Source organism: Hydrogenophaga sp. (assembly GCF_048549895.1).
Classification (GTDB): Bacteria; Pseudomonadota; Gammaproteobacteria; order Burkholderiales; family Burkholderiaceae_C; genus Hydrogenophaga.
In genome coordinates this window covers 1-2,606 of sequence record NZ_JBLYYB010000016.1, presented here as the reverse complement: position 1 = coordinate 2,606, position 2,606 = coordinate 1, and the positions used below count along the sequence as shown (strand labels likewise).

The following is a 2,606-nucleotide window of genomic DNA, read 5'->3' as shown; positions in this document are numbered from 1 at the left end:
TCATCTGAAAGTCGATTGCATGAGAAATCTTCCACCTTTGGCCCGACTGCGCACCTTCGAGGCCGCCGCGCGTCTGCAGAGTTTTGCGCTCGCCGCACAAGAGCTGCACCTCACCGCCTCGGCCATCAGCCACCAGATCCGCGACCTGGAGCGGCACTTCGGCCGCGCGCTGTTCGAGCGCCGGCACCGCCAGGTGCAGACCACGCAGGAAGGGCGGCGGTTGTTCGAGAGCCTGGGGCGTTTGTTCGACGCGCTGGAAGCCACCTGCGCCGAGGTGCAGCTGCCCACGCACGACGAGGTGCTGGCGGTGCACTGCGCGCCGAGTCTTGCGCTCAAGTGGCTCGGCCCGAATCTGCCGTCGTTCGTGACGCAGCACCCCGCGATCAACATCCGCCTGACCACCGGCGCCGACCCGGTGGACCTGGGCGTGGTGCGCGACATCGATGTGGCGCTCTCGTACGGCGCAGCCCGCCACAAGCCCGGGCTGGACGTGATCTCGCTCGGCGACGAGCGCATCGCACCGTTGGTGTCACCCGCCTTGCTGCTGGCCAAGGAACGAGCGGCCCAGGCGATCCAGCGCCTGTCGCTCATCGACTCGCAGCTCAGCCCGGTGGGCTGGACCGAGTGGTTCGAGCTCAACGGACTGGCGCTGCCCCAGCGCCCCCGCCCTTCGTTCGACCGCGCCGCCATGGCCATATCGGCCGCAGCCGACGGCATGGGCGTGGCGCTGGAGAGCACGCGCCTGGCGGCACGCGAAATCGAACGTGGTGAGCTGGTGGTGCTGGGTGAGCGCAGCCTGCAGAAGATCGTGCGGCCGGTGCATTTCCTGACCGTGCGCACCACCGACCGGGCGCGCGCGCCGGTGGTGGCATTTGTGGCGTGGGTGCGGGCGCAGACGGCTTGAGATTGGCGCTGGGTCAGGCGACCAGCCGCAACGCCGCCGCAGCCACCTGCGGACGCAGCGCAGCAAACAAGTTCTTCGGATCCGCCAGATCGGGGATCAGCGAGACCGTGGTGCCCATGCCTTGGTCGATGGCCAGGCCGTGCATGAAGCGCAGGGCCGAGTAGTCCTCCAGCGCGAAACCCACCGAGTCGAACACGGTGATCTGCTCCGCGTGGGTGCGGCCCGGGGCGCGGCCAGCCAGCACGTCGTGCAGCTCGGTCACCGCAAAGTCGGCCGGCATCTGCTGGATGTCGCCCTCCACCCGCGTTTGTGGCGTGTACTCCACGAACACGCTGGCGCGGCGCAGCACCTCGGCGTGCAGCTCGGTCTTGCCGGGGCAGTCGCCGCCCACGCCGTTGATGTGCATGCCCGGCGCCAGCATTTCGGGCGTGATGATGTTGGCGTTGGTCTTGTCGGCGGTGATGGTGGTCACGATGTCGGCGCCGCGCACGGCCTCTGCCGTGCTCTCGCAGACCACGATGTCCAGGCCGCTGCCCGCGAGGTTCATCACCAGCTTGGCGGTGGCGGCGCGGTCCACGTCGAACACGCGCAGCGTGGTGATGCCCACCAGATGCTGGAAGGCCAGGGCCTGAAATTCGCTCTGCGCGCCGTTGCCGATCAGCGCCATCACGCGGCTCTCGGGCCGTGCCAGGGTTTGCGCGGCCAGGGCCGAGGTGGCGGCGGTGCGCAGCGCGGTGGTGAGCGTGAGTTCGGACAACAGCAGCGGCGTGCCGGTGGTCACGTCGGCGAGCACGCCGAAGGCCATCACGGTGGACAGGCCCAGGCGGGTGTTTTTCGGGTGGCCGTTGACGTACTTGAAGCTGTAGAGCGTGTCGTCGGCGATGGGCATGAGCTCGATCACGCCATGGGTGCTGTGGTTGGCCACGCGGGCCGATTTGTCGAAGTCGGCCCAGCGGGCGAAGTCTTCAGCGATGGCATCGCGCATGCCGCGCAGGGTCTGCGGGATGCCGTGGCGCTGAATCAAGGTGGCGGCGGCGGGGGCGCTCAGGAAGAGGGTGTTTGCGGGGTTCATGGTGGTGCTCGAAGTCATGAAGAGCAGTCTCCCGCAGCCACGCGGCAATGTGAATCGGCAAAAACTTGCCATATGCAAAGAAAATGCAGCAAAACGGCAGCCTTGAATGCCAAAATGCGCAAATGGACGACATCGACCAGGCCCTCATTGCCCAACTGCGCCAGAACGCGCGCGCCACCGTGGCCGAGCTGGCGCACCGCCTCAAGGTGTCGCGTGGCACGGTGACCAACCGCATCCGCAAGCTCGAAGACCAGCAGTTGATCGTGGGCTACACGGTGCGCCTGCGGCCCGAGGCGGAGCCCGAGCGCATCCGCGCCTGGATGGCGGTGCTGGTGGACGGCAACCAGACGCGCGCGGTGATCGCCAGCCTGCTGGGTGAACCCGGTGTGGCCGCGCTGCACGACACCAACGGCCGCTGGGACCTGCTGGCCGAGCTCAGCGCCGGCTCCATGAGCGAGCTCTCGCAGGTGCTGGAACGCATCCGGCTGGTCAAGGGCATCCAGAGCACCGAGACCAGCATCCACCTGGCCACTTACCGCTGAACGCTCATCGCGGACGCCTCAGCGTTGAAGGGCCAGGCGTGCCGCTGCCAGGTCCCACCCGGCCCACCCACAGCTCTTGAAGAACACC

At 67.9% G+C, this 2,606-nt stretch carries 3 protein-coding genes; 2 read left to right on the top strand and 1 reads right to left on the bottom strand.

Features of this window, described 5'->3' with window-relative positions:
* On the top strand, positions 1-904 hold a 904-nt coding region (locus tag ACN4F8_RS01420), incomplete at its 5' end, for a LysR substrate-binding domain-containing protein (protein WP_419471944.1).
* Between the two features lie 13 nt (positions 905-917).
* Here ACN4F8_RS01420 and ACN4F8_RS01415 read toward each other — a convergent pair.
* Positions 918-1,976 (bottom strand): ornithine cyclodeaminase, encoded by a 1,059-nt coding sequence (locus ACN4F8_RS01415; RefSeq protein ID WP_419471943.1) that lies wholly within the window; start codon positions 1,974-1,976, stop codon positions 918-920.
* 122 nt (positions 1,977-2,098) lie between these two features.
* Between ACN4F8_RS01415 and ACN4F8_RS01410 the strand changes: the two genes are divergently transcribed.
* Positions 2,099-2,518 carry an Lrp/AsnC family transcriptional regulator gene (locus ACN4F8_RS01410; RefSeq protein WP_419471942.1) on the top strand — a complete coding sequence of 140 codons (420 nt, stop codon included), beginning with the start codon at positions 2,099-2,101 and terminating at the stop codon, positions 2,516-2,518.
* Positions 2,519-2,606: the final 88 nt, after the last annotated feature.